The 20704-nt window shown below is 68.0% G+C and carries 14 protein-coding genes; 4 read left to right on the top strand and 10 right to left on the bottom strand.

Annotated elements, in window-relative coordinates:
• Positions 1-106: 106 nt before the first annotated feature.
• On the bottom strand, positions 107-1387 hold the full coding sequence (locus AAF604_16130; GenBank protein ID MEM7051198.1) for an NAD(P)/FAD-dependent oxidoreductase: 1281 nt from the start codon (positions 1385-1387) through the stop codon (positions 107-109).
• Between the two features lie 97 nt (positions 1388-1484).
• On the opposite strand from AAF604_16130, the gene AAF604_16125 reads away from it, so the two are divergent.
• On the top strand, positions 1485-3881 hold the full coding sequence (locus AAF604_16125; protein MEM7051197.1) for an MMPL family transporter: 2397 nt from the start codon (positions 1485-1487) through the stop codon (positions 3879-3881).
• Positions 3882-3890: 9 nt separating this feature from the next.
• Entirely contained in the window at positions 3891-4862 is a 972-nt protein-coding gene (locus AAF604_16120; GenBank protein MEM7051196.1) for a lysophospholipid acyltransferase family protein, read from the top strand.
• A 309-nt stretch (positions 4863-5171) separates the two neighbouring features.
• Here the strand turns inward: AAF604_16120 and AAF604_16115 are convergent, their stop codons facing one another.
• On the bottom strand, positions 5172-6902 hold the full coding sequence (locus AAF604_16115; protein MEM7051195.1) for a hypothetical protein: 1731 nt from the start codon (positions 6900-6902) through the stop codon (positions 5172-5174).
• Between the two features lie 246 nt (positions 6903-7148).
• Between AAF604_16115 and AAF604_16110 the strand changes: the two genes are divergently transcribed.
• Positions 7149-8111 carry a DUF4097 family beta strand repeat-containing protein gene (locus tag AAF604_16110; GenBank protein ID MEM7051194.1) on the top strand — a complete coding sequence of 321 codons (963 nt, stop codon included), beginning with the start codon at positions 7149-7151 and terminating at the stop codon, positions 8109-8111.
• A gap of 112 nt (positions 8112-8223) precedes the next feature.
• A complete protein-coding gene (locus AAF604_16105) occupies positions 8224-8895 on the top strand; it encodes a hypothetical protein (protein ID MEM7051193.1) in 672 nt (223 codons plus the stop codon).
• A 42-nt stretch (positions 8896-8937) separates the two neighbouring features.
• On the opposite strand, the gene AAF604_16100 is transcribed toward AAF604_16105, so the two are convergent.
• The 8 genes from AAF604_16100 to AAF604_16065 all read right to left on the bottom strand — a co-directional run bounded on the left by AAF604_16100 (position 8938) and on the right by AAF604_16065 (position 20682).
• Positions 8938-9315, bottom strand: coding sequence for a response regulator (locus AAF604_16100; protein ID MEM7051192.1), 378 nt, complete (start codon positions 9313-9315; stop codon positions 8938-8940).
• 43 nt (positions 9316-9358) lie between these two features.
• Positions 9359-11803 carry a response regulator gene (locus AAF604_16095; GenBank protein ID MEM7051191.1) on the bottom strand — a complete coding sequence of 815 codons (2445 nt, stop codon included), beginning with the start codon at positions 11801-11803 and terminating at the stop codon, positions 9359-9361.
• A 61-nt stretch (positions 11804-11864) separates the two neighbouring features.
• Positions 11865-13325: a protein kinase gene (locus tag AAF604_16090; GenBank protein ID MEM7051190.1), complete on the bottom strand. Its 1461-nt coding sequence runs from the start codon at positions 13323-13325 to the stop codon at positions 11865-11867.
• 41 nt (positions 13326-13366) lie between these two features.
• Positions 13367-15571, bottom strand: coding sequence for an FAD-dependent oxidoreductase (locus AAF604_16085; GenBank protein ID MEM7051189.1), 2205 nt, complete (start codon positions 15569-15571; stop codon positions 13367-13369).
• Positions 15568-16395: an FHA domain-containing protein gene (locus AAF604_16080; GenBank protein ID MEM7051188.1), complete on the bottom strand. Its 828-nt coding sequence runs from the start codon at positions 16393-16395 to the stop codon at positions 15568-15570. The genes AAF604_16085 and AAF604_16080 overlap by 4 nt, the downstream gene beginning before the upstream one ends.
• 156 nt (positions 16396-16551) lie before the next feature.
• A complete protein-coding gene (locus AAF604_16075) occupies positions 16552-18168 on the bottom strand; it encodes a cytochrome c3 family protein (GenBank protein MEM7051187.1) in 1617 nt (538 codons plus the stop codon).
• A 16-nt stretch (positions 18169-18184) separates the two neighbouring features.
• Entirely contained in the window at positions 18185-19018 is an 834-nt protein-coding gene (locus AAF604_16070) for a hypothetical protein (protein ID MEM7051186.1), read from the bottom strand.
• Complete coding sequence (locus AAF604_16065) at positions 19015-20682, bottom strand: cyclic nucleotide-binding domain-containing protein (protein MEM7051185.1); 1668 nt, start codon at positions 20680-20682, stop codon at positions 19015-19017. The genes AAF604_16070 and AAF604_16065 overlap by 4 nt, the downstream gene beginning before the upstream one ends.
• Positions 20683-20704: the final 22 nt, after the last annotated feature.

The following is a 20704-nucleotide window of genomic DNA, read 5'->3' as shown; positions in this document are numbered from 1 at the left end:
TCAATGGTTTGGGTCGCACCTTCATTGTAACAACGGACTCAGAAACCAGGCCTTCTTGCCTCTACCCTCCCAGTTTGTGGGACAGCAGTGGCCTTTAGCCCCCCTGCTAACTCTGAGCGTCGGCCTCCGCGAAGGGGTCGGCCTTGGCGCGGGTGATGATGCGCACCGGTCGGTCCGAGCGTACGTAATTGAAGCCCCAGGAGAGCACTACCGCTAGCCGGTTGCGGAATCCCACCAAGTAGTAGAGATGGAGCCCGAGCCAGGCCAGCCAGCCGATGAAGCCGGTGAGCCTGAGGCGCCCGGTCTGGGCGACGGCGGCGTTGCGTCCGATCACCGCCATCGTGCCCTTGTCGTGATACCTGAAAGGCTTCGGCAGGGGGCGATTGCGAATCTGAGCGAGCAGCCGCCGGGCGACGTAGCGACCGGCCTGCATGGCCGGTGGGCTCAGCATCGGGAGCTCCTGGCCGTCTTCCAACACCGAGGCGAGGTCACCGATGGCGAAGACGTCGTCGCGCCCGTCGAGGCGCAGGAAGGCGTCGACCGACAGGCGTCGGCTGCGGCTGCGCTCCGCCGCCACCTCCTCGGCCAGGTCGGTGGGGCGAACGCCAGCCGCCCACACCAGGGTGCGCGAGGCGATGGATTCGCCGGTCGAAAGGGTGACGCTGTTGTCGTCCGCATCCTCGACCCGCACGCCGGTGCGCACTTCGACCTCGAGCCGGCGCAGGACCTTCTCGGCATAGGCACCGAGGCGGGGGGCGAACGGTGGCAGCAGGCGCTCCGCGGCCTCCACCAGGACGATGCGTGGCCGATAGTCTGCGAGCTCCGGGTACTCGGCTCGCAGGATCAGGCGGAAGAGCTCCGCCAGGGCGCCGGCGTACTCGACGCCGGTTGGACCGCCGCCCACGATGACGAAGGTCAGCCAGCGCTGGATGTCGTCGGCATCGCGCGAGCGGCTGGCCTTGTCGAGGCAGGTGAGGATGTGATTCCGCAGTTGCAGAGCCTCGTCGAGATCTTTCAGCCCGATGGACTGACGGGCGATCTCGCGATTGCCGAAGAAGTTCGACTCGCTGCCGGCGGCGAGCACCAGGTAGTCGTAGGGCAGCTGGTCGCCGCCGGTGGTGGTCACCCGCTGCCGGTCGAGGTCGATGTCACTCACCTGAGAGCGCCGGAAGCGAACGTTGGGAGAGCCACGGAACATCTTGCGCAGCGGATAGGCGATGTCCGAGGGATTGAGCAGGGAGCTCGCCACCTGGTAGAGGAGGGGCGTGAACAGGTGGTAGTTGTTGCGGTCCACCAGCAGCACGTCGACCTCGCGGCCATCGAGTTTCTTCGCACACTGCAGGCCGCCGAAGCCGCCTCCGATGATCACGACCTTGGGCTTTGTCATGGTTTCCTCACGGCGTCCCCGATGGGCGACGATAGACATCGGAAGTCTTCCACAGTCGACGCCGAAAGGGGAGAGCAAGCCTGCTAGAGTTTCTTCCATGGCCGCGGGGCGCACTCCCTGGATCTTCGCCCTGCTGGCGGCGCTGCTGGTTTCCTGGCTGGCGGCCCTCTCACTGTCGCGCCTCGACATCGCCACTGGAATCGTCGATCTGCTGCCGGAAGGTCGATCGGCGGCCGATGACTACCGCACCTTTCTCGCCGAGTTCGGTGGCCTCGAGCAGGTCTTCGTCATCGTCACCGTCGACGGAGCCGACGAAGAGCTGCTGGTCGAGGCGGCGGTCGTGCTGGCGGACGAGCTCGAGGCGACCGCCGCGGTCGACCTCGCCCAAGGGGCCCTGAGCGCCGAAGACCTGGACCTCTTGCGCCGGGAAATCCTGCCCCGGGCACCGTTGACGGCGCCTCGGGAGGTGGTCGCCGAACGGCTCGACCCCGCATCCATCGCGCCGAGAATCGCCGAGCTGCGTCGTCGATTGCGTTCGCCGGCGGGGTCCTTCGCGGCGACTCTGGCGGTCGCCGATCCGCTCGGCTTCGCCACCGCTCTGCTGCCTTCCGGACCACACCTGGTCGATCCGGTGACCGGTGGCTTCTTGTCCCGAGACGGCGGCGCCGCGCTGGTCATCGTCACGCCCGCCGGAGGTCCGGATGAAGGGGCCGTCGGGCGCGCCCTGCTGGCGGCCCTCGAAACGGCACGGTCGGCGACGGAGCGAGGTCTGGGCGTCGAGGTCGCCCTGCAGGCGGTTGGCGGGCCCCTCTATGCCGCCCAGGACGAAGCCCTCTTCCGGCGCAACCTCGGGCGCACCCTGGGGGCTTCGGGAGTCGGCGTAGCGTTGCTTCTGCTGCTCTACTTTCGTGGCCCCTCGGCACCCGTGGCGGTGCTCCTGTCGGTCGCCGTCGGGGTCCTCTGGACTGCCGGCTGGGCGGTGCTGCGGGGAGCTCCCTTGAGCGCCCTCTCGGTCTCCTTCGCAGCCATTCTGCTCGGCCTGGGGGTCGACTACGGCATTCATGTCACCTCGCGCTATCGCCACCTTCGGCTCGGCGGCCTCGACCCGGGCAGCGCCATGCTCACCGCCTGGCGCGAGACGGGGGCCGCCATTCTCACTTCGGCGCTCACCACCGTGGGCGCCTTCGCCGCCCTGGCGCAGGGCCACTTCCCGCCGGTCCAGGAGCTCGGCTTCCTGGTGATGGCCGGCATCGCTGCCATCCTCGCGGCATCGATGGCGGTCGGCGGGAGCTTTTTGGTGTTGACTGCGGGCTCCCGTGCCCTTGGTCCCGAGGGAGCCCTCTGGCGGGCCTTGGGGGGACTCTCGGTGCTGGCGGTGACCCTGGGGCAGCGCTATCGCCGCTCGGTGGTGGCGCTGGCGATCCTGGCGTCCCTGGCGTCGCTGGCGATGATCGGAAATCTCCGCTTCAGCGGCGACCTGCGGGCCTTGCGACCGGCCGACCATCCGGCGCTGGCCGCCGAGCAGGCTCTCATCGCGGGATTCGCCCTTGGTCTGGATCGCTCGACGGCGATCGTGACGGCGGCCGATTTCCCCGCCGCCCTCGCCCTCGCCGGCGCCGTCGAGGAGGAGCTGATTTCCTGGGGAGCCGAGGTCACCTCGCCGGCCCGTGGCCTTGCCGAAGTCCCTGGCCGGCGCGACCAGCTCGCCGGGGAACCGGCGGCGGCGGCGGCCCGGGAGCTGCGCTCGGCGTTACTTTCCCAGGGGCTGGCCGAGGCGGCCTTCGATCGCCCTCTGGCGGTGCTCGACGAGCTCGCCGCGGGGACCGGTCCGCCAGCATTGGAGCCGGCGGCCCTGCCGCCGACACTGCAGCGCCAGATTCGCTCTGAGGGCGACGCCACGCGGCTGGCGATCTCCTTCGCCATGCCCTTGGGGGCCTGGCCCGAAGGGCCGCCCGGCGAAGTCCTCGATCGCCTCGAGGCGATCGATCCCGCCATTGCGGTGGCCTCGATTCCGCGCCTCGGAAGTGAGATCAAGCAGTTACTGGCGGACGATCTCCGCACCCTCGGGGGTTGGTCTCTGGCGGTGGTCGTCCTCTGCGTGCTGCTGTCCTTCCGAGGCCGCCCGCGATCGACTCTGCTGGCGCTGGTGCCGGTGGGCTGTGGCGTCCTCTGGACCCTCGGCCTGGGGGCCGCCTTCGGTCTCGTCATCGATCCCTTTTCGCTGCTGGTGGCGCCCCTGCTGCTCGGTATCGGCATCGACGACGGCCTACACGCGGTGCACGGCCGGCGGCGGTACGGCAGCCTCGGTGATGCGGTTTCGGTGGCCGGCCGGGCGATGTGCCTCACCACCTTCACCACCGCCCTGGGATTCGGCAGCCTCGCGCTGTCGCGGGTGCCCGCGCTGCGCAACGGCGGCTTGCTGGTGGCGATCGGCACGCTCCTCTGCCTGCTGGCGACGCTGGTTCTGCTGCCGGCCTGCGAGCGGCGCGAGTAGAATCCGCCGGTGTCCCCCGTTGACCCCCGTAGTCCTCGTCCGGGAGCTCCTCCCCACGCTCCCGAGCTCGGCTTCCTGGGCCGTCTGCTCGGGCCCCTCAAGGTCACCGGCGTGTTCTGGTTCAAGCTCCACGCTTTCGGTGCGCGGCGCGTGCCGGACTGGGCAAAAGGCCCGGTGATTCAGGTCGCGGCGTGGGTCGCCTGGGCCCTCCTGTGGCGCATCCCGGCGGCGATCGGCAACAACCTGGAGGTGGCCCTCGGGCCCTGCGGCTTCTGGCAGCGGCAGCGGCGCATCGTGAGCACCCTGCGGCAGTTCGCCTGGTGCATGACCGAGCGCTACGAGCGCCTCGAAGGGGCGAGCTTCGAGGTCGATCAGCTACGGCCCGAGGGCTGGGACCAGGTCCTGGCGCAGCCCGATGGCTGGATTTTCCTGACCGCCCACATCGGCAGCTGGGAAGTGGGCTCGGCGGTGCCGACGGATCGAGACGGCCTGGCGGTCCACGTGGTCCGCGAGGAGGAGATGGATCCCAAGGCGCAGGCCTACATGGCGGGCATGATTCGGGAGCGGATGGGCGCCGGTTACCACACCCATTTCGCCTCGGGAGCGGACCCTCGACTCGGGATCACGCTGCTCGAGGCGCTCCGCCGCGGCGAGATCGTTGCCTTGCAAGGAGATCGTCCCCGCGTCGGAGGCAAGATCGTCGAGGGAAACCTCTTCGGGCGCCCCTATCTCTTTCCAGCGGGACCGATGGCCCTCGCCCGCAGCGCTGGCGCTCCGGTTCTACCGGTGTTCGTGTTGCGTCTCGGGCGGCGCCACTACCAGGTGATCACCGGGGATCCGATCGAGGTCCCTCGCTCCAAAGATCGTCAGGCCGATCTCGAGGCCGCCGTGGCCAGAGCGGCAGCGGCGATGGAGGAGGTCATCGGGCAGTATCCACACCAGTGGTTCTGCCTGCGGGATCTGTGGCCCGATATCGGCTGAAGGCCGGCGGCCAGCGCCACGGGAGAGGAGGCCCAAGAACCGCGCTTCTTGGGCCGGCCCAGTACGCGCAGGCAGAGGCGTGTAGCCCCTCTCGGAAAAGCCGCTAGCAGGTTGCTGAAAAATTTCAGGTTCGAGGACTTCCGGCCCGCGTGGGACCCCGAGTCCAGCGGGCGAGGCAGCGCCGAGGGCGCCGAGGACGGGGGTGAAGGCGCGCGACATGCGCGCGCGCCTGAGGGGGGCGCCTTTTAGCCCCCCTGAAATAGACAGCAGGCGCTGAATAAGCCGCCACGCGGCTTTTTCAGCAGCCTGCTAGCGACTGGCGGAGATCGGCCGCCGCTCGAGCAGGTTGTCGGTCGTCTCGCCCGTCGGCACCGGGTTGTCGCAGTCGATGATCTCGGTGCCCAGGGGTGCGGCGCCGTCGCCATCGTCCACCGCCGCGAAGTCCAGGTTGCCCCAGTCATCGAAGTCCGATAGCACGGTGAGGATACCGCCGCAGTTGGTCACCTGGTTGGAGTCGTCATCGTTGATGTCGACGGTCACCGACGGCTCCTCGGTGTTGTCGCCGTCCCAGTCCCACCAGTTGTTGCCGCAGGTGCCAAGGCTCTCGTTGAGGTCGTTCTCGTCGAGGGTGATGCGGTCCCCGAGGGAGAGGTTGAGCACCAGGTTGCCGATCGGCGTGCAGATGTCGTCGACGCCATCGAACTGGAAGCGATAGTTCATCACCGAGTTGTAATTCGGCTTGTGGTTGCAGTTGGTGTCGCCGCCGTGACGCAGGCCCAGGTTGTGGCCGATCTCGTGCATCATCGTGTGCGAGACGTTGCGCAGGGTGCCGAAGCAGTACATCGAGACGATGAAGTCGTCGCCGCCGATCTCTCCGTTGCCGGAAGAGCTGCTGTTGGTGTTGAAGCGGTGGGGCAGGATCCCGTAGTGGAAGTAGCCCTCGCGGTTGGCCGCGAAGTGGATCGCCTTGTGGTTCTGGAACTCGGCACCGTTCGAGTTGCCAACCAGAACGCCATCGGCGTCGTTGATCAGGTTGCCGCCGGTGAAGACGCCTCCCTGGCCGAAATCGGCGATCAGGTCGACGCCGGTGCTGCCGTCCGGGTTGGTGGCCTCGCCGTCGGCGTAGGCGGCGGCAAGCTTGTCGATGATCGGCACCGATGGACGATGGGAGTGGGCGCCGCAGATGCCGGGATCGAGGTTGTCGTCGAACCAGTCGAACTCCACCAGCAGGCTCTTGCGCACCGGATTGGTACCCATCGCCGGTAGGTCGAGGCCGGCCAGCGTCCCGAGGACTTCGTCACCGTCGTCGATGCCATCGCCGTCGGTGTCGGCGACGTCGGGATCGCTGCCGGTGCGGGTCGGCCCCTGGAACAGGCCATCGTTGGTCTCGAAGCAATCGAGCAGGCGATCGTTGTCCCGGTCGCCCTCGCACTCGGGATCCGAGACCGAGCTCGACCAGGCGAGGACGTCGCCGGACTCGAAGCCGTCGCGGAAAATCAGGGCGCCGAGATTGGCCACCTTGACGACCTCCAGAGCGGTGACGAAGAAGCTCGAGACCTTGGGACCGAAGACCTCGGAGCGCAACAAGAAGCGGTGCTCCCGGCCGTCGGCAAAAGGCGTGAGGTCGATGCGAACGTCCCGGAAGCCGCTGTAGCCGGCGCTGCCCTCAGCGAGGTGGAAGACCTCGCGACCGTCGATCTCGAGGCTCAGGTAATCGCGTCCATTGCCGCTCATCACCGGGTGAGAAATGCGCATCTGGAGCTCGACACCGGCGGCATCGGGAACCATGATCAGACGTTCCAGGGTGCTCTGGTCGACGCCCTTGACGCCGCCGAACCAGGCGAATACATCGACGCCTGCCGGTAGGACGGCGGAGCCCGTGCCGCAGGTCGCCACAGTGCACAGCACGCCGCCGAAGCGACTCGACGAGGAGTCATAGTCGGCTGGTGCGAGATGGCCTGTGGCGGCCGCCGCGGGGATCGCGGCCAACAAGAAAGTGAGCGTGAGCAGCGGAGCACGGAGGGGCGTCGGAATGCTCATGAATAGCAGGCTAGCACCTTCGTCGGCGCCGTATTTGTCCGGGATTGCTCACGATTCGGGCGTCCCGATCGTCCCGGGACGCCGCACCTAGCTAGCGGTGCAGGTGAGGTCCGGAGCGGGTTCGTGGGGACCCGAGGGCCGGGAAATCTGCCCTTGCAGGGGATCGCGTAGAGCCTGGGGAGGCTGTTGGGTCGTAAAATAGAAGAGTGTGCACTCATTAATTTTATCGTCGTGAGGAATCGAGACGTGAGGAATCGAACAGTGATGGGGTGGATCGCCGTGCTGGCCCTGTTTTCGGGCGGGCTGTCCGCGGAGCCGGTCCGCAAGACCTTGCAGGTGTCGCCGGCCGGAAAGCTGACGGTGCGCTCCGATCTCGGCTCGGTGGTCGTCCGGGGTGGCAGTCAAGAGTCCGTCGAGCTGACGGTCTACCGCGAGGACGGCGATGCCGAGGAGCTGTCCTTCGAGCTGGCGCCGACGCCGGAGGGCGTTCTGCTGACCTCCGACTACAGCGGCAAGCGTGGCCTCTACGGCATGGAGTCGAACCGATTGCAGGTGCGCTATGTGTTGCGCCTGCCGACCCGCTACGACCTCGACATCGAGACCGAGGGAGGCTCGATCACGGTGCAGGAGATCGAGGGTGACGTGCGCGCCATCACCAACCTCGGGGTGCTCAGCTTCCGCAGCGTGCGGGGCTCGATCTTCGCTCGTGCCGAGAACGGCTCGCTGTCCGTGGACCGCTGTATCGGCGACATCGATATCCAGACCCAGAGCGGCACCGCCTATGTCGGAGGAACCCGCGGCGATGTCCAGCTCAAGTCGCTCGCCGGCGCCTTGCACCTGAACGGCCATCACGGCGAGGTCGAGGCGTCGACCGGCAGCGGCACCATCCAGATCGACGATGTCACCGGGCCGGTGGTGGCGAAGACCAAGCGCGGCGACATCGAAGCTCGGCTGGCCGCCGGTGACCTCGAGGAGCTGCGCTTGACCACCCTCGACGGTGCGGTCACGGTGCAGGTGCCGCCGGGACTCGGGCTCGACCTCGACCTCGAGTCGCCCCATGGCAAGGTCCGCAGCGCTTATCCGGTGACCCGTGCGGGGGAGCCGGCGGAGGACGGCCCGGGCAAGCCGATGCTGCGTGGCGAGATCCAGGGGGGCGGAGCTCCACTGGTGGTTCGAGCCACCGCAGGAGCGCGGGTAATCAAGGGCTGACATCGCCACCTGGGCGACGCTCCCCTGGTAGAGTTGGCGGGTCGTCCCGGGGGACTTCCGGTGACGAAATGCATTTCGTTGCTGGATCATTTCCTGGGGAAGGAGAATCGCCGTGTCGAAGTCGTCAAGCCTGAGGTATCTCTCGATCTGGATGGTCGCTGGGCTCCTGCTTCTGCCCGTCGCCGGCGCCTGGGCTCAGGGCGCCGATGAGAGCTTGAGCAAGCGCGAAGCGCGCCGCTTGCAGCGGGACGGGGCCGCGGCTCTCGAGCAGGGCGATCTCGCGACCGCCATGGCCAGCTTTCAGCAACTTGCGCAGGCCCTGCCGAAGGGCGATCCACGGCGCGCCGATGCCCTTTTCTCGCTGGCGATCTCGTCGCTTCTGCAGGCCCAGGGCGACGAGGCCGCGGCGAGCGATTCTCAGCGGGCGGACCAGGCCCTCGCCGAGCTCGAGGATTCCTTCCCCAAGTTCGACCGGCGCGCCGAGGTCGCGGCGGTGAGGGGCGCCCTGCGTCAGGGAGAGGAAGCCCGTCAAACGGCCCGCCAGGAAGCGGCCGAGCTGCGCCAGCAGATCGAAGCACGGGCTGCCGAGGCGCACGAGTGTGCCGCCGCCCTGGCGGCTCAGGAAGAGGCCGGTTCGGCCGAGAGCAGTGCCGCCGAGGCCGAGGTCAAGGCCCTCCAGGCCGAAGTTCGCAAGCTGCGCTCCCGCTTGGCGAGCATCGAGGAAGAGCTGAAAAAGAAGGAAGAGGCGCTGCGCAAGGTCAAGGAGACTCTGGTCGGCAGCTAGGAGTTGCCGGCGTGGTGGCGGCTTGTCGGGCCGGCGCCAGCCTCAGGGGAGGCCGCGGCTCTCGAGGAGGGTGGCGATCTTGCCCAACAGGCGCTTCAGCTCGACGGGCTTGGTGTCGTACTCATCGCAGCCGGCCTGCAGAGCTTTCTCTCGGTCTTCGGCCATGGCGTGGGCGGTGAGAGCGATCACCGGAATCTCACGGGTCTCGGGCGCCGCCTTCAGGCGTCGGGTTGCTTCCCAGCCGTCGACCACCGGCAGGCTCATGTCCATCAGAATCAGATCGGGAACCAGCGCTCGCACTTCGTCGAGGGCCTGCTGACCATCGACGGCCACGGCGACCTCGTAGCCGCGGCGCTTCAATCGCCGGGTCAGCATGTCGCGGTTCATCTCGTTGTCTTCGACGAGCAGGATCTTGGGCATCTTCGTGTCGGTCTCCAACACCGGGCGTTGAGCGGCGGTGGGGTCAGTCTTGGTCGGCCGGTCGGACGCAAGCTCGAACCAGCTCGCCGAGCTCCTCGAAGAAGGTCTCGCTGGGCGTGCCCCCCTTATGTACGACCTTTTCGACGTAACCGTTCAGGCGCAGGCGATCTTCCTCGGTGAGATCCTTGGCGGTCACCACCACGACCGGAATGCGCTCCTCGCGATTGCGAATCGCTTCGAGGAAGTCGAAGCCGTCCATTTCGGGCATCATCAGGTCGAGCAGGATGAGATCCGGCGCCGCTTCGGCGACCCGCTCGAGGCCGACCCGGCCATTGGCCGCCTCGTCGACGGTCCAGCCGATGGAATCGAGCATACGGCGCATCAAACTGCGCGTCTCGGCGTCGTCCTCGACGATCAGTACCCGGCCTTCGCTGCCGTTCTGGGAGAAGTTCCGCAGCAGGGAGATCAAGCGATCGCGATCGACGGGCTTGGTCATGTAGTCGGCCGCGCCGAGGGTCAGACCGAGCTCGCGGTTGTCCATCATCGACAGCATGATCACTGGAATGTCGGCGGTGCGATCGTCCCCCTTGAGCTCCGAGAGCACGGTCCAGCCGTCCATCTCGGGCATCAGCACATCGAGGGTGATGGCCGCCGGCCGATGGCTGCGGGCGAGCTCGAGGCCATTGGCGCCGTCGGCGGCGGTGATCACTTCGAAGCCCTCTCGCGCCAGGAAGCGCCGCACCAGGTCGAGGGTGGCGGGATCGTCGTCGATCACCAGCACCGGGCCGCGACCGTTGCTGCCGGTCGCGACCTCGTCGTCCGCCGCCACCGCTTTCGTCGGTTTCGCCTCCTGTGTGACCGGGGCGCCGTCGGCGGCTTCGACCGTCAAGGGCAGGTCGACCACGAAGGCGGTGCCCTGGCCGGGTTGGCTGTCGACCGCGATCTCGCCGCCCATCAGGTGACAAAAGCGTTTGCTGATGGTCAGGCCGAGGCCGGTCCCTCCGTACTCGCGGGTAGTCGACGAGTCGGCCTGGGTGAAGGCTTCGAAGACCCGCGTCACCTGCTCTTGGTTCATGCCGATGCCGGTATCGCGCACCTCGAAGCGAACGCCCGGCCCGCCGCCGACGGGATGCTCCTTGGCGGCCAGGGTGACGGTGCCGCTCTCGGTGAACTTGCTGGCATTGCTGAGGAGATTGAACAGGATCTGTCGCACCTTGATCTGATCCGCCCGCATGGTGCCGAGCTCGGGCGCCAACCGGACTTCGAGATGGTTGGAGTTCTTTTCGATCAGCGGCTGAACGGTGGCGACGACGTCATCCAGCAGGGCACCGATGGCGAAATCCTCGAGGTGGAGGGTCATCTTGCCGGCTTCGATCTTCGACAGGTCGAGAATGTCGTTGATCAGGGCGAGCAGGTGCTTGCTCGCCGCGACGATGCGCTGGAGGTCCGGAATGGTCTCTTCCTGGCCGAGATCCTCGGCGTCCTCGAGAAGCATCTCGCTGTAACCGATGATGGCGTTCATCGGGGTGCGCAGCTCGTGGCTCATGTTGGCTAGAAAGCGGCTCTTGGCGCGGTTGGCGCGCTCGGCGGCGGCGCGCGCTTCCTCGACCGTGGAGCGGGCGGCAGTGAGGTTGGCGGCCATCTCGTTGAAGCTGCCGGCGAGCTGAGCCAGCTCGTCGCGCGAACGCACCTGGATGCGATGACTGAGGTTGCCCCGGCCAATCTCCCCGGCGCCGCTCTGCAGCTTTTTGAGACGACGGACCAGCTTGCCACCGGAGAAGAAGGCGACTCCGAGGGCCATCAGGGCGGAGAGGCCGAAGAACAACAGGGTGGTGCGCCGGGTGAGCCGGTTGACCTCGAAGAAGTTGACGGTGGCCTGATCCTCGCGCTCCTTCTCGTCCAGGATCAGAGCTTCGAGGCGGTCTGTCACCTGATCGTAGAGACCTGCCTGGACGAGGGTTTCCGGCAGATCCTGGTCCTCGTCCGGGGTGGTCGCCTCGGCGGTTTCACCCTCGGTGTTGGGCTCGGCGTCGGTCGGCGCCGCCGAAGGCTCGGCCGCCTCGCCGGCCGCTGCGACCGGTGGCTGGCTGGCGCGCTCGTAGAACAGCGACCAGCTTTCCTGGAGCTGGTGGAAGACGACGGCGAAGGCACCGAAGCCGTCTTGCTGGTCGGGGCGCATCAGACGGCCCAGCTCCTCGACCTCCCGGCGGGCTTCGGCGATGCGCTCCTGCACCTCGGCCGCCTGCTGCGGTGCCAGCAGAGCGTCGTCGGCGTCGATCATCAAGCTGCTGAAGACCGCGACCTCCTGGCGCCGTTCGTCGAGCTTCTGGCCGACGTCCACCAGCCGTAGCTGGCGCGTCGCCGAGGCGCGCAACTCCAGGATGCTCTGGTCGCGCTTGGCATTGCCCCAGAAGTAGATGGCGATGTTGACCGCGAAAAGGGCCAGGATCACCAAGAGGGACAGGCTGAGCTTTTCTCGGATGGTCATGGCATGGGGGCCTCGCGGTTAGACCGGCTCGCCGTGCGGCGAGACCGGTGAGATCGGCGGCTCAATGGTCCGATCCGTTGCCACGGAAAAGGCGCCGAAACCAGCCGCCGACGCCGCGCCGTGGCTGGCCGGCGGTGGGGTCGTCCACCGCCAGCGTGGGAGCCAGGCTGGCGATCAGCTCTTCGGTGTTCTGTTCCTCGCCGGGAGCCAGGGCCGGAGGAGGCGAAGGTTCCTCGGCGGCGTCTTCGTGGGCCGCCAGGTCGGCGAGCTCGCGGGCGAGGCCGGCGGCGTCCGGCCGCTCCGACGGGGCCTTGGCCAGGGTGCGGGCCACCAGCCCCTCGAGCTCGGGCGACAGCTCCGGTCGCAGCTCCCGCAGGGCCGGCGCTTCGCCCTTGACGTGCAGCACCACCAGCGCCATCAGGTCGCCGCGCTTGGCGATGAAGGGTAGCCGGCCGGTGAGCATCTGGAAGAGCATCACGCCGACAGCGTAGACGTCCGAGCGACCATCGTAGTCGCGGTTTTCGAGGCGCTCCGGTGACATGTAGCTGGGGGTTCCGAGGAGCATGCCGTCTTGGGTCAGCTGCTGCGAGGTGACGGTCTCGCCCATCAGCTTGGCGATTCCGAAGTCGAGCACCTTGACCACCTCGCGGCCATGGCTCTCGGCCAGGAAGATGTTCGCCGGCTTGATGTCGCGGTGCACCATGCCGGCGCGGTGGGCCTCGGCGAGGGCTTCGCAGATGGGCTGTAGGAGCTCGGCGCTGCGGGACGGCGTCAGGACGCGGCCACCGGCGAGCTCTTGGTCGAGGGAGCGGCCTTCGAGCAGCTCCATCACCAGATAGGGCACGCCGGCCTCGGTGACCGCGAAGTCGTGTACTGCTACCGCATGGGGATGGCGTAGACGGCAGGCGGCGGCGCCCTCGAGGCGGAAGCGGGCCAGCGATTCGCCATCGGAGGCCAGGCCGGTCCGCAAGACCTTGAGGGCGACGTCGGTCTCGAGGTCGAGGTGGCGGGCGCGAAAAACGCTCCCGAAGGTGCCCGAGCCGAGGAGCTTGTCGAGGCGATACTTGCCGGCCATCACCACGCCGGGCTTGATTTCGGCGGCGCTCGGCTCGGTGCTCTTGGCGTCGCCCTGGGCGGCGCTCACCTTGGAGCGGAGCTGAGCCTGGACCCGCGCTAGAACGACCGGAAAATCGAGCGGCTTGACGACGTAGTCGTTGGCTCCCAGCTCGAGGGCCTGGACGACGTCTTCGCTCTCCCCCTTGGCGGTGGCCATGATGATCGGCAGCTCGTTCTGGGCGTAGCGGCCGCGCAGGGTCCGCAACACCTGGAGGCCATCGATGCCGGGCATCATGATGTCGAGGAGAATGAGATCGATGCCGCCGGCGGCGACGGCGTCGAGGGCTTCCTGGCCGCCCTTCGCGATGGCGACGTCGTAGCCCTTGCGCTGAAGTCGACGCGACAGCAGGTCGCGATTCATCTCTTCGTCGTCGACGACCAGAAGGGTGGGTTGAGAATCGGACATCTCGCTCTCCGCTATCGCCTCGGGTCAGGGCGCCAAGACGGTCATAGGATTTCGACGGTCACCGGTCCGGTGATCCGCAGCTTGCACGCCAGCCGGCATTCGCCGGGTTGAAGCTCACAGATTTCCTCGAGCGTTTCGATCTCTTGATCGTCCGGCTCCGACGCCAGGTTCTCATGGCCGGTGACGATGCGTAGCGGATCGCTGCCACAAATCCCGGCATGGCACTCGGCGGTGATCGGCAGGCCCGCTGCCTCGGCGGCGTCGCAGAGGGTTTGGTGAGGGGTGACGGCAACGGTCACGCCGAGGCCTTGAAAGGTCACCTGCGGGCCCTCGCCGCCGGCCGCCGGTGGTGGGCTGGGCGGCGGCGCCGTCGTTTCTTCGCCACCGGTGGCGAGGACGCCGTCCTCCTGCAGGCTGATCATAAAGCGCTGGTGACCGGCGCGGAAGCGGTCGCCGTGGCGCAGCGGCAGGGCATCCCGGACTCGCAGGAAGGAGCCGTTGGCGCTCTTCAGGTCTTTGGCCAGGACGGTGCCGTTTTCCACCACCAGTGCCAGATGTCGTCGCGACAGGGTGCGGTCTTCGGGATCGAGGGTGATGTCCGGTGCGCGGCGACCGACCACGGTGGTGCCGGCGTCGAGCGCATGGTGCCCGAGCTGGTGGCCGCGGCCATCGAAATGGCTGAAGGAAGGTTGGTCACCGAGGCTGTCGAGGCGCAGAAACTGCTGACCACAGCGCAGCAGGTCGCCGACCCGGAGCTGGCGTTTGTCCGCTGCCGGCAGCTCCAGGAAGAGGCCGGTGGCGCCGCCGTCGTCGCGCAGCGTGAAGCCGCCCTCGCCGTAGGCGATGGAAGCGTGTTGCGCCGACAGGGCGGTGTCGTTGGGGAAGCTGGCGTCGCAGCCGCTGCGTCCGATGGTGGTCACGCCGGCGCGGCCGAGGGCGAACTCCTCGCCCTCGAGACCGCCCGGCAGGAGGCGCACTAGGACGGCGTGCTCGTTGACGGCGCGGTCGGCTTCGAAGCTGTCCTGCGGTGGTCCGTCCGGGGTCGTGGCGACGGCGATGGCGGCCGAACGATCCGCCTCCGGGGCGTCCTCGACCACCACCGCGCTGGCGTCCCGACCGCTCCGGCGAGCCTCGATGACGTCCGCCACCAGCACGCCATCGCGCAGCGCCGACTTGATGTTGCCGCGGTGCTTGACCTCGCGAAAGGCCGCCGGATCGCCGGCGAAGTCGTCGGTCTCGAAGTAGGCCTGGCTGAGCAGGTCGCCGACCACGAAGATGCCCGGCTGGCAGGTTTCCAGGAAGCGATTGACCACCATCCGCTTGCGTCCCCTCGGGCCGCCGCAGACCAGTGGAGAGCCGAGATTGGAGAGCAGCGTCTCGGGGATGTCCTCGCCGATGCAGGCGATCACCCGATCCTTGGGAAACTCCAGGTGGGTGGTCTCATGAGGACGGCCCGAGATCACCCGGCGGTCGGTACGGATCGCCAGGTACTCCTCGCGGTCGCCGGCGACCACCACTCCGGCGGGCTCGCTCTTCGGGAAGTAGCGGATATTGCCGTTGCCGACATAGGCCGAGAAGAACTGTTCGGCGAGGGCTTTCGACACCCGCGGCATGCGATCCCCGCGGTAAGACCAGTAAACCGCCGAGGGATCGCCGTCGGCGGCCTTGGCGTTGGAGAGGGCGATCACCGCCTCGGCCGCCGAGGTGCCGCCGCCGATGACGCAGGCGACCTCGCCGAGATAACGCTCGGCGGCATCGAGCCGAAAGCAGATGCCGTCGGTGTCGCCCGGAATGTCGAAGCGGCGCGGCACGCCGCGTCCGATGGCGAGCACGACCTGACGGGCGCGAATCTCGCCATCGCAGCGCTGGCCGTGATCCCAGGTGCGGGCTACCCACGCGCCATCGGCCGCCGCTTCGAGGTCGGTGAGCTCGATGCCGGTGCGGCTGGCGACGCCGTGCTCGCGATAGAGCTGCTTCCAGCGCTGGCACATCTCGTCTTTGTCGATGGGGTCGAAGGCCAGCGCTGAGATCAGCTCGCCGCCCTTCGGGAAAGCCATCGTGTCGCCGCCACCAAAGCCGGGAAGAATGAGCTTGGCCTTGGAGTAGTCGCGGATCCGCTTCATCAGATCGTCGTAGTCGATCACCAGGACTCGCAGGCCGTGCTCGGCGGCGCGGAATGCCGCCGCCGTACCCCCTGGGCCACCGCCGACGACCAGCAGATCGAGGGTTTCGGATCGGGTGCTCATGATGACTCTCCCGAGTCGGTCGCCGGAGCCCGGCGAATCACCGTCGCGGTGACGTTGCCGAAGCGCAGCTCGGTGCCCGGTTGCACCTCGACTTCGCCTTGGATTGCTCTGTCCCCGAGCCAGGTGCGGTTGCGGCTGCCGGCGTCCCGCACCGACAGCCGCCCGCGATGAACCGTCAGTACGGCGTGGAGGCGCGAGATGCTGGCGCCGTCGAGGAGGACTTCCGATTCCGGGATGCGCCCGACGCGATTGCGCCCTGGACGGAGCGGAAAGCCTTCGGCCGGGCCATGGTCGGCCACTTGGAGGCGCCACTGGGCCGGTGGCGGCGCGCTGCCGAAGGCGGTTGGGAGAACCTGGACCGCTTCCTGATCGACCCGCGTGTCGTCGCTACTGGAGCGGAAGGGGGGCGCTGCGCCCAGGCTGCCCGGCAAGGCCATCGGGGGGACTCCCAAGAGCGTGTCCGAATGACTGGTGGTGGCGTCGTGGTCGGCGGCCGGTGGCGCCGGCGCACACAGGTCCGGTCCCTGGAAGATCAGCTCGATGGCGCCGCCGAGGGTGATGACGTGGAGGCGGTCGAGCTTCATGGTGGTGCGTACCGGTTCGCCGTCGAGCTCGGTGCCGTTGAGGCTGTCGAGGTCGTCGATCAGGTAGTGGCCGAGGTCTTCGTCCCAGTGGATGCGGGCGTGACGGCCGGAGACCTCGTGACTCTCGAGGGTCACGGTGCTCGCCGGGTCACGCCCGAGCGTGGCTTCGCCGGTAAAATCGAAGCGATGGGCGTCGCGGGCGCCTTCGCGCAGCAGCAAGCGAGCCGTGCGAGCGGTCATGGTGTCGTGTCCCGCGCGCAGAGAGGGTGGTCGATCGGGCCGACTCCATCGGGCTTTTGGCAAGGCGCCGCGAGGCAGCTCCTGTCGAGGCTTTTTGCCGGGTGGCGACGCTGCCAACGGCCTGGGGAGTCGGTCGAGAATGCGCCGCACGGGAAACTAGCCTGCATTGGGAGTCTCCGGGAAATGGACCTCCGAGCTGGCGGCTCGGCGGCTGGTGTCCGGGTGGAAGAGATGGCACTGGACACAGCCCTCGACCGCCAGCTCCTGGTTGTGACATTCGGCGCAGGAGGCGACCCGCGGCAGATTGTGGATCTGCGAGTTGTCGAGCTCTGCCGGTACCTCGGCGCTCGAACCGGCGAACTCGGCGATCGGAATCTCCCGGTGGCAGTCGAGGCAGGAACGCTGCAGCGTGTGGGCGCGATGGTCGAACTCCGCCCGCCGCAGCGTCCGCAGGTCGTTCTCGACCCGCACGATGGTGGCGTCGCGCACCGTGTGGCATTGCTGACAGGGCTGGGTCAGGGCATCGGCAACGGTTCGGATTCGAGCCACCTCGTCGTCGTCCCGATCGCCCGGCGGTCCCAGGGCGAGGAGGAAACCGGTTTCGTCGAGCGGCACATGGGGGTCCTCCAGGCGGCGACGCAGGTCGTCGAGGATCGCATCGATCTTCTCGATGTCTTGCTGGACCGCATGGTCCGGCACCGAGCGTAGGTCGCGGGCCTGCTGCTCGAGGGTGGTGATGGCTTCCTCGTAGAGGGTGCGGAGCTCTTCCGGAGCGACGTCCGGAGAGGCGGTGAGGAGGTCGGCCAGTCCGCCGTCGCCGATCAGCCGCTGGCGCAGGAGCCGGAGGTTGTGGAGCACCCAGGGGTCGCGGTGGTAGAGGGGACTCTTGATCACCCGGTCACCGACCTGACGAAACTCACCCGGGTTGAGGTAGTCGGCCCAACGGGTACCGGGAAGTGCGGCCTGGCGAATGGCGTCGAGGGTTTCGACGCCGGGGGCACCATCTTCGGCCTGGACTACCGGTAGGGGAGGTGTCCGGTCGGTGCTCGCGAGGTGACAGGCATCGCAGTGGCGGTCAAAGTCGAGGGGCCGGAAGCTGCGGCCGTCGGCTTGCGGCTCGTGGCAGGCGAAGCAGGTCGCCTCGGCGGTCTCGAAGCCGTCGCCGCCGAGCAGCTCGTTGACGTGTCGGATATGAGGGAAGGCGAGGGCGCGATCGACCCTTGCTCCGCCATCGGCGGTTTCCCCGTCGGAGCCGCGGGCAAAGGCGAACTCGGGATGGCGCCGATGGAAGGGGGAGAACTCGTGACAGCTTTGGCAGCGGGCGTCGGTGGCGCGCACGATGGCGGCGTCACGACCGCCGTGCTCGCCGTGGCAGGCGATGCAGGTCTCTTCGTCCGGCGACGGAACGACGCGCTGAAAATCATCGGAGCGATAGACGTAGTGGGCCGCGAAGGTATAGAGGCCGAGGTCGTCGTCGGGTTTTTCGTGGCAGGCCGAGCAGGCGTCGTTGGCCACCGGGGCGAAGCCGCCGTGACAGGAGGAGCAGCTGCTCTCGAGAGTGGCATGGTGCGAAGACAGAGGTCCCTTCGAGACCAGGCCGCCATCGGGGCGCAGGAAGCTGACCGCGCCGAGGGCTGCGATCAGCAACCCGCCGGCAGCTCCCACCCACAGCATGCGGCGCCGGGTCGCCGGTCGCACGACGTAGCTGCGTGCCACCGGCAGACCGGCCTCGCCGAAGGTCCCCTTCCGCTTGCCCTGGCCCTTCCTCGTCATCGCCTCTCCGTCCGCCTCAGTAGTACCAAACCGCAATCACGTGGATGACCAGCAGGATCAACACCACCAGGGAGACCGGTACGTGCAGCCAAAGCCAGCCGCGCAGTCCCTTCTGCAGGGTGTACTGAGCGTCGAGCTGGAGCTTGGTGCGGTACATCTCGGTGAGCTCGGCGAGCTTGTCTTGCTCGTCCGGCGGCAAGAGACGGTGGAGAAGATCCAGCTCGCGCAAGGCGCCGCGCCGGCCGCCAGTGATGTCGAGGTAGTAGCGCAACCGCGGTTGCGGGCCGGCCAGGGCGGGAGCCAAGCGCTGCCCGTAGAGGGCCTGGATCGGCTCGGCGCACTCGGCGGCGAGGTGATCGGCGCGGGCGCGGAGATCGGCCACCAGATCGGGGATGCGCTCGTAGAGAGCCTCGACCTCGAGGCCTGAGCCCAGAACTCGCGGTATCCACTGCTGCAGGGCCAGCCCGACCAGGCCGCTGGCCACGGTCCACAGACTGAGCGCCCAGAGCCACCAGGTGACGGCGCCACCGGGGACGGAAAAGCCGCTGTGCATCAGCATCAAGAGGAGAAAGAGGGTGCCGCCATACAGGTGGCCATAGAGCCAGGCGCGGGCGCTGCCGAGGCGCCAGCGGGAAACCGAGCGCGGAAAGCGCCGGCGAGCCGAATAGAGGGCGGTGGCGACCAGCAAGACCGCCGCCGCGATGCCGTAGGTCAAGCCCCAAACGTTGGCCGGGCTGAGCTCGAAGAAGAGGGCGTTGACGGCGTAGGCCGCCAGGCAGATCGCGGTGGCGACCACGAAGGCACGACGCCAGCGCCGGGCGAGCGCCTGGCGCCTTTGGCGCGGCGTCACGAGTCGTCCTCCACCAGCAGCGCCTCGATCTCCTGGAGAGAGCCGACGCGAAAGGCACAACCCTGGGGGCAGTTGCTGACGCAGGCCGGGTCATGGCCGGTCTCGATGCAGAGGTCGCACTTGCTGGCGACGTCGCGCGGCCTACCGCGCAGTCCCGTGGGAACCATGTCCTCGGGCCAGGTCTCGCCGGTTTCGTGCATCACGATGGCGTCGTAGGGGCAGTTGCGGGCGCAGGTCGAGCAGCCGATGCAGAGCGGATCCTCGATCGCCACCACGTCGCCGACGCCGGCCCGATGGATGGCCCCCGTCGGGCAGCCGATCAGGCAGACCGGATCGCGGCAGTGGTAGCAAGAGCGGGCGATCAGCAGATTTTTCTGCTTGTTGCCCTCGCGCACGAATCGCGGTCGACCCTGGTGGGTCTCGGCGCAGGCCCGCACGCAGTCGTCACAGCGGGTGCAGGACTCGAGGTCGATGACCAGGATGCTGCTGCCTTGCACCAGGCCACTGTCGAGGGCCGCTTCGGTGAAGGACGAGCGGCCGATGTTGCGCCGCGCCCGGCCAGCTTCCTTGATGCGTTCGGTGGCGCTCTGCCAGAGCTGGTCGCGGAGGCCCGGATAGGAGGTCACCAGCTCGTCGAAGGTCGCCCGCGGCACCTTGACGAGCTCGGCATACTCCACCGACGAGGCCGACACTTCCCAGCTCTCGAGTCCGAAGGTGAGGAGCTCGACCTCTCCCAGGGTCATGCCCTTGGAAAGATAGGAGACGACGATGTCGCCTTCGCCGAGGCGCTGACTCAAGCGCAGAAACCCGGAGCGCACCAGGTAGAGAGCGTCGACCGCATCCCCTTGGCGCAACAGCCCTTCGCCGGGGTCGAGGGACACCAGCTCGACGGCTTCTCGCAACTGGTCCAGGAAGCTGCGGCTGCAGTCCCGGAACAGCGGTGTGGTCTGGAGCTGGCTGGCCAGGGAGCGCTCGCGATAGAGGCGGTCGAGGCGTTCCGCCAAGGCGCGCGACTTGCGCTTCATCAGGCGCAGCGCCGGAACCCGAATTTGCAGCAGGCGGCAGTCGCTGGCGCAGCGCGCCGTCACCGATTGCGGCCAGCCGCTCATCGCGCCGATCTCGCCGAACAGCTCGCCAGCGCCGAGCAGGGCACCGGACCCGGTCGGCAAGTCGAAGTCCATGCCCGAGAGAAAGGTGATCTCGCGGGTGACGTCGTTCTTGGCTTCGGGCTCGCCGGCGGGCCGGGCCATTGTGCCCTCCATCGCCAGCGGTGGCAGCTGCTCGCTGATCACGGTGCGGGTGAGGTCGAAGATCGGGAGCGATTGGGAGGCGCCGGCGGCGAGCTCTTCGACCGCCACCTGAACCCGGCCCTCGAGGACGAAGAAGGCGAGGTCGATGTAGGTGCCGGCCTCGAACAACACCGAGCCCTGGCGCCAGGAGGCGACGGAGACGTCCGGGCTGATGCGTTCGAGAAAGGCGTCGTCGTAGTCGGCGAAGATCTCGAACTGGCGCAACTGAGCCGGCGAGAGCTTGTCCGAGAGCACCAGCAGACCGCTGCTGGCTCCGCTCGAGGTCCAGCGGTCCCGGTACTGCTCGATGCGCTTGAGCATCGTCTTGCCGAGGTCCTGAGGCGGCATGTCGGGTGGGGGCTCGAATTCGGTCATGCTGGTGAGCAGCTCCGTGAGG

The sequence above is a fragment of the Acidobacteriota bacterium genome (assembly GCA_039028635.1).
In the GTDB taxonomy this organism is placed as follows: domain Bacteria; phylum Acidobacteriota; class Thermoanaerobaculia; order Multivoradales; family JBCCEF01; genus JBCCEF01.
Note: the sequence above shows the minus strand (reverse complement) of the source record. Positions and strands in the feature narration are given on the sequence as shown.

Coding starts and splice junctions, on each gene's coding strand:
- AAF604_16130 (MEM7051198.1), bottom strand. CDS start 1,387: ATGACAAAGCCCAAGGTCGTGATCATCGGAGGCGGCTTCGGCGGCCTG.
- AAF604_16125 (MEM7051197.1), top strand. CDS start 1,485: ATGGCCGCGGGGCGCACTCCCTGGATCTTCGCCCTGCTGGCGGCGCTG.
- AAF604_16115 (MEM7051195.1), bottom strand. CDS start 6,902: ATGAGCATTCCGACGCCCCTCCGTGCTCCGCTGCTCACGCTCACTTTC.
- AAF604_16100 (MEM7051192.1), bottom strand. CDS start 9,315: ATGCCCAAGATCCTGCTCGTCGAAGACAACGAGATGAACCGCGACATG.
- AAF604_16095 (MEM7051191.1), bottom strand. CDS start 11,803: ATGACCATCCGAGAAAAGCTCAGCCTGTCCCTCTTGGTGATCCTGGCC.
- AAF604_16090 (MEM7051190.1), bottom strand. CDS start 13,325: ATGTCCGATTCTCAACCCACCCTTCTGGTCGTCGACGACGAAGAGATG.
- AAF604_16085 (MEM7051189.1), bottom strand. CDS start 15,571: ATGAGCACCCGATCCGAAACCCTCGATCTGCTGGTCGTCGGCGGTGGC.
- AAF604_16080 (MEM7051188.1), bottom strand. CDS start 16,395: ATGACCGCTCGCACGGCTCGCTTGCTGCTGCGCGAAGGCGCCCGCGAC.
- AAF604_16075 (MEM7051187.1), bottom strand. CDS start 18,168: ATGACGAGGAAGGGCCAGGGCAAGCGGAAGGGGACCTTCGGCGAGGCC.
- AAF604_16065 (MEM7051185.1), bottom strand. CDS start 20,682: ATGACCGAATTCGAGCCCCCACCCGACATGCCGCCTCAGGACCTCGGC.